The sequence below is a fragment of the Bacteroidota bacterium genome, from assembly GCA_016213405.1.
In the GTDB taxonomy this organism is placed as follows: Bacteria; Bacteroidota; Bacteroidia; order Palsa-948; family Palsa-948; genus Palsa-948.
In genome coordinates this window covers 1-5,342 of the sequence record JACRAM010000058.1, presented here as the reverse complement: position 1 = coordinate 5,342, position 5,342 = coordinate 1, and the positions used below count along the sequence as shown (strand labels likewise).

The following is a 5,342-nucleotide window of genomic DNA, read 5'->3' as shown; positions in this document are numbered from 1 at the left end:
GGAGTATTGTTTAAATCATCGGGGTGGGTATCGTAGATGAAAAGTTGGGAGAGTGTGAGGTTGAAAGCGGTTGCCAATGTTTTTGCATAGGTGATGGAGGTATCGGTTTTTCCTTCTTCGATGAGCTGGAGCTGGCTGATGCAAATTTTTGTGAGGTTGTTGAGTTTTTTGAATGAGTATTTATTTTCTGTATGAAGTTTATGAATGTGCTTGCCGAATTTAACGCGTGTGTCTTCATCGTCAATGTTTTTCATGCATAAATATGGCATGAGGAAAAATTTATTTGTACCGATGTATCGGTAGATTGGAAAGATTGTTGAAAAGTTTTTTATCCGGGATTACACAGATTTCCGAAAAGGCAAATACAGATTACACCGATTAAGTCCTGTGAAATTGCCCCTCCAAGCCTCCCCCATTGTGGGAGGGAAATACTGAGGAAACGAAAAAGTTTATTGCACAATTACCTTCTCGGTATAAACTTTATCTGCTGTTTGCACTTTTAAAAAGTAGATGCCTTTGGGTTGGGAGGATAAATCAATAGCCCACCCAAGCCCCCCTCTGTCCCCCCGAAGGGGGGAAGTTCCCGAAGGGAGGGAGTTAGATTGATAAATAACCTGACCGAGGGGGTTGTAGATGGAAATTTCTCCCACCGTATTTTCTTTTAATTGCAAAGTAAAAATGCCAGTGGAGGGGTTGGGGGTGATAAAATTACCACCGTTGCTATTTAAAGTTTCTTTTTTCATTTCTTCTTCATAATTATTATTTGTAGCAGTATCATTCATAAATCTGTTATTACAACCAAAATGGCCGCAATTAAAAAAAGTACATTCGCAATTAAATGAAGTTAATGATGCTTCAAATGTGCTTCCTTCGTCTACTCCAAATCCCTCATTTAATTCAATAAAATCGTGAGCACGAAACTTAATATCTGAATTATCAGTCACCATCGTAAAATTAAAATTATTATCCATTCTTGCTGTGATTGAAACAGATGTCAAATAATTTTTTGTTTTATTGTGCCATTCTTTGCCTTCAAATACTTTATCAAACTTACAAAATGTACAATTAGGAGGGTTTGGCGGGGGATCAAGAATAGTGCTGCATGGCGGGCAAATGCTTCCACCGCAATTAATAGGTTTAGAAGCATCTGTCATGCAATCTTCATCGCCATCACAAATTGTGTTATTGCAATGTGCGGGTGTAGAATTATAATCTATTCCTTCACATGTGAAATCATTGGTATTAAGTGGAGCTAAATAAGGTGATAGGATATTCCAAAATTCTGAAATTCTACCAAAAGTTGCCAAATGACCATTATCATTACAAGATGTACCAGTTGTTGCGCTCACTATACCAATAATATGTTTTAGATTACTGTATAAGCCACCACCAGATGAACCAAACTCAATTCCATTATATGGATTTGTTATATTATTAAATGGCGCAAGCCAATAATTAGAAACTCCTGTTGTACAAGGGGTGGCACCGCTAATATTGACAACACTTAAGGGGACACTAATTAATGAGAATTTTTTATATTCTGAAAACCCGGGATAATGAATGCAAGCAGAAGTTGAAGGGGTTTGTCCAGAATTATCCCATCCACTCATATAAGTTGAATAATTTGCATCCATACTAGATAATTTAAGTAATGCAAAATCTCCATCATTGCTTCCTACTACATAATTAGCACCACTAATTGTCTGTGACATGGTATTCGGTAATCCGCCACATACAATTGCCTGATAATTAAATACAAATATTGCATAATCATTAAGCATATCCAATTCCGCAAAAGATATTTGACAATCACGTACATTATTTATTAATTCATTATCAATGTTATGAAATGCAGTAAGTAAATAAGGTGTGCCGTCTAATTTTTGATTATTTACTATGGTTCCAGATCCTCTTATACTTGTAAAAGCAGGGGTTGTAAAAAGAAGCTTCACAGATGATCTTATTTGATTAGCCCACCCTTGAGTTTCGGGGCATGTAACATCAAAATTACAACCTGATAAGGTTTTATTAAAAATATCTTGAAAAGCATGCCCGATTTTAAATATGTGAAAATGGCTTAACTGATCATTATTGACTGGCTCTAATAATTCAAGAATTATAGATTCACCTTGTACAGGTTGAATCGTAAACTTATTTGATATAACATTATTTAAGTTTGTAAATGCGCCAAGCACCATGCTTTTATCTTCGTTATATACATATAACTCTGCATCTTCACTTAGAAAAAAGTCATCAAAAAAAAGTTGAATTGAATACGCTGTTTGAGATGTGATTTTTATTCTCCAAATTTTATCCCTGTTTGTCAATGTGTCCCAACGCCCAGAATTAGTTAAACTAATATCTACATCTACTGGAGAACTAAAAATTTCAAAAAAAGAGTCGTTTTCAAATTGAGTTTTTAATGAAATACTATTCATGTTGGATTTAATAACCTCTGGAATTGGAATAGTCTTCTTGTTTTCGGAAAGTAAATTGGAAAACGAAGGAGGATATCCACCGTAACTCCTTTGAGAAAAAGTATTTATTGATAATGTAATCAACAAAATAATGAGAATGAATATTCTTATAATCATGGATAACTTTTTTTAAAATGAATAAATAATTTCCCTTCGATTATCATTATTTAAATGCGGGTTAATAATAATTTTAGCTGACTTAACATTTGTATATTGGATTTGCACTTGTTTTTTCAACGCCTCTAAATTCCAAGAATAGTAACCCGATAATGCAATAGGATTATCAAAACCACAGGAATAATCAAAGTATAATAGCAAATTCATTTCTGCTTGATTTGAATTATTTTTGATGGATTTTCCGTCCCAAATTAAATAAAATGGCTTAGTACCTCCGTATGTCAACGGAATATTAATGCAGTCATTCATAAAATATAATTCCTTGATTGTATCGTCAGTTCCAGATGACGCATTAAAAGATAACATAAATATATTGTAATAATAATGATTCAAAAGATTCCATATATGATTACCATTTATTGTATCTAAACAGGAATCTGGAAGTAAAGCATTTTGATACAACGAATCGCTAATTACTAAATCATTGCCACATGATTGGGATGGATTGAAAACAGGAACATCTTTTTCACAATGGCTATTTGCAATTGCAATTAAACTGATAAAAATTAATTTCATTTTTTGTTTCATGTTGGTTTAATGTTCTGAATATTATATTATTTTTTCTCTAACTCTTTTATTTTTTCTTTTAATAATTTGTTTTCATTTTCTATTTTTTCTATACGTATAAAAAGTTCGGTTATGTCCAAACGGTCTTCTTCTACGTTTTGTAAAAGACCGGAAAAGTTAGTTCCAACATCCAACCCGTCTTTTTCCATTACAGCGGCAGCGTCCATCTTAGGTAAGCGCTTATATATTTTGTAATATAATTCCTTTTCCTGCCATGTCATTTTATTGTGATCTTTTTCAAATACAAAGTCGCACCCAACAACATTTTCTATTCGTAATTTTTTTGCATACACAGCTCCACATACGCTCAACCTCATTCCATTTGGTTCGCTGCCAACAACTTCAAGTCTCATTGGATAGAAAGGAGTCCCGCTATTATCAGTTGCACCAGACATGACCCAATACCATCCTGAAGTTCCCATGCCATATCCTAAATAAAGTCCATTAAGAGCATCAGTTGTTCTCCATGCAGAACCTAATGGGGCTTTTAAGATTGTCCTCCAACCGAAAGAAGTCCATATATCGTTTGGGTTTCCATTGCTATTATCTAAGTGTATACTACCATTAAGAATATCTAATTTGGATTGCGGAGTAGTTGTTCCAATTCCAAAATTTCCAGTCACATCATCTATTCTTGCACGTTCTGTTCCTATGGGCGCTTCAAAAATCAAAGGGCTGTTGCTGGCATAGGCAGAAGCCTGAATTTTACCATTGGTAATAATGCCTGTTGCTTTAATATTTCCTGCAACTTCCAGTTTTTCTGTGGGATTATTTGTTGTTCCGATTCCCACATTGCCATTTCCTGCAACATAAATATCGGTTGTAAATGTTGTTGGGGTTCCGGGCAGCGCAGATACATCTAATCTGCCAATCTCAAAATCCTGACCGGATGCTCTCCAAATCCCCGCTTCGTGCCCGGGATATTTCATCAAGCCAACTCTTTTATGCCCGCCTTCATTTACAATTAATCCCTGCCCTTCGCCATCTATATATATAGAACCATTTTGTATGTGGAGTTTTTCTGTGGGGGTGGTTGTTCCTATGCCAACATTGCCTGTATTACTGTTATAAATATCAGTTCCGTTGCTTGCTGTTATCCACTCGCCCAAAGCATTTCCATTCAATAAATACTGAGTTGCATTTATCACTCCATTGCTGTTAAGAACTACAAATGGAGAATTTGCAGGTGTGAAATAAGAAGGATTGTTAATAGAAATCAATGGCATGTTGTTAGTCCATGTGTTCAGTTTAATGCCATTGCCTCCATTGTTGTCAGGAAAAATATTGAGGGCTGTGTTTATATCATAGTTGGGAGCCGGATTAAAGTTCCATCCGATTTGCGCTGAGTGCGCCATTTGGACTTGGTCTCCCAGATAAACCGTTCCTCCTCTATTGGGCAGGGCGCTGTTGGTGTTGATGTACGTGTTTCTGCCGCAGAAATTATTTATCTGCAAACTGTTATTTGTTTGTCCATTGTTGTCTGTACCTTCCACTTCAAGCGTACCATTACCTGTGCTCCAATCAGAACCCATTAAGAAAGCGGAGTTAACATTATCATGCTGCATGGTTGAGAAAATTTGTGTTTGCGGCATGTGGGCATAAGATACATTATCAATTGGCATTGAACAGAATGCTGCCGGCAATATAACTGAATTAGTTTTTCCTAAAGTAAATATTGCAGGAGATGTTCCATTTGCAGGAGTATACCTGAAACCATTTTGATTATCGAACATAAAGCCCTGCGAACTGGTAATTTTCCCGCTCACTCCCACATTCCCCGCCACACTCAGCCGTTCACCTGCGGATGGCGTGATGCCGATGCCCACTCCTTTGCCTGCACTGTCTTTTTGCAGCACCAGCGCAATGGCAGTATCGGTGGTGGAAACTTCGGCATAGCTTTTTGCGGTTTGTTTTTCAATCATCAGGGAATGATTCACCGCCACGCGGCTGAGGGCGTGAAGGGTGTCAATGATTAACTGAGAGGTTACGATGCTGCCGGAAGTTACTGTGCCGGAAGAAATATCTCCGCTGGCGGTGATGTTTCCGGCAACGCTTAACTGCCCGTTGCCCACCCTCGCGGTGTTTCCCATCATCACACTGTCGGCATCGAACATGATTTTT

The 5,342-nt window shown here is 36.8% G+C and carries 4 protein-coding genes; all 4 read right to left on the bottom strand.

Features of this window, described 5'->3' with window-relative positions; genetic code table 11:
* Positions 1-269 (bottom strand): hypothetical protein (locus HY841_07005; GenBank protein ID MBI4930493.1); only part of this gene is annotated, 269 nt, incomplete at its 3' end.
* A gap of 180 nt (positions 270-449) precedes the next feature.
* Positions 450-2,594, bottom strand: coding sequence for a T9SS type A sorting domain-containing protein (locus HY841_07000; protein MBI4930492.1), 2,145 nt, complete (start codon positions 2,592-2,594; stop codon positions 450-452).
* A gap of 12 nt (positions 2,595-2,606) precedes the next feature.
* A complete protein-coding gene (locus HY841_06995; GenBank protein MBI4930491.1) occupies positions 2,607-3,170 on the bottom strand; it encodes a hypothetical protein in 564 nt (187 codons plus the stop codon).
* Positions 3,171-3,208: 38 nt separating this feature from the next.
* Positions 3,209-5,342 (bottom strand): hypothetical protein (locus tag HY841_06990; protein ID MBI4930490.1); only part of this gene is annotated, 2,134 nt, incomplete at its 5' end.

Coding starts and splice junctions, on each gene's coding strand:
- HY841_07000 (MBI4930492.1), bottom strand. CDS start 2,594: ATGATTATAAGAATATTCATTCTCATTATTTTGTTGATTACATTATCA.
- HY841_06995 (MBI4930491.1), bottom strand. CDS start 3,170: ATGAAATTAATTTTTATCAGTTTAATTGCAATTGCAAATAGCCATTGT.